Source organism: Vibrio sp. 2134-1 (assembly GCF_033339495.1).
This window is the reverse complement of the sequence record NZ_JAWOUS010000560.1, coordinates 1-637: the sequence shown is the minus strand read 5'-3', so window position 1 is coordinate 637 and position 637 is coordinate 1. Positions and strand designations below refer to the sequence as shown.

General features: G+C 33.0%; 2 pseudogenes. Both read left to right on the top strand.

Features of this window, described 5'->3' with window-relative positions:
• A pseudogene (locus tag R7R78_RS27230) lies at positions 1-349 on the top strand (hypothetical protein); the annotation flags it as partial.
• A 4-nt stretch (positions 350-353) separates the two neighbouring features.
• Positions 354-637: pseudogene (locus tag R7R78_RS27225) on the top strand (polysaccharide pyruvyl transferase family protein); the annotation flags it as partial.

The window sequence follows — 637 nt, the reverse complement described above, 5'->3', positions numbered from 1 at the left end:
GCTGCTAACTGTGCCATTGGCCTATATTTTCCTATCGTTAGGTTATCCCCCTTACACCGTTATCGTTGTTTCCATTTTTATGGAGGTAGTTTCTTGTGGAATGAGGCTCGCTTTTCTCAAGCTCAAAGCCGGGTTATCCATTAAGAAATATATATTGTTTGTAATCAACAAAGCGCTTCAAGTACTAATACCAACGATAGTCGTATTGTTTTCATTAACGATAAGTTTCGAGCAAAGTATTTTAAGGTTTATTTCTACCACTTTGGTTTCATTCGGGATGATTAGCTTTTTAACGTATTGGCTGGTGTTAGGTGTAGAAGAAAAGAAAATGATAAGACTAAAGGTATAAGAGCATGACAGCGAAAAAGTTGGTGATGGTTGGCTATACACATGACACAAACCTTGGTGATCAAGTGATAGCAGATAGTGCAGAATATCTTATAAAGAAGAATATTATAGATAATGAATTCTCTGTTGAAAGGTTTAACCTAAATTATTCAAACGAATTTAGTAGTTTTAAAAAATTAAAAAGAAAAGTAATAAATAAAATTTTAAGCAGACTATCTTCTAGCTCATCGTTTGATTATAAAGTCGGCTGTTATAAACGAGATTACAAAAATAAATTTAATGATGCGTC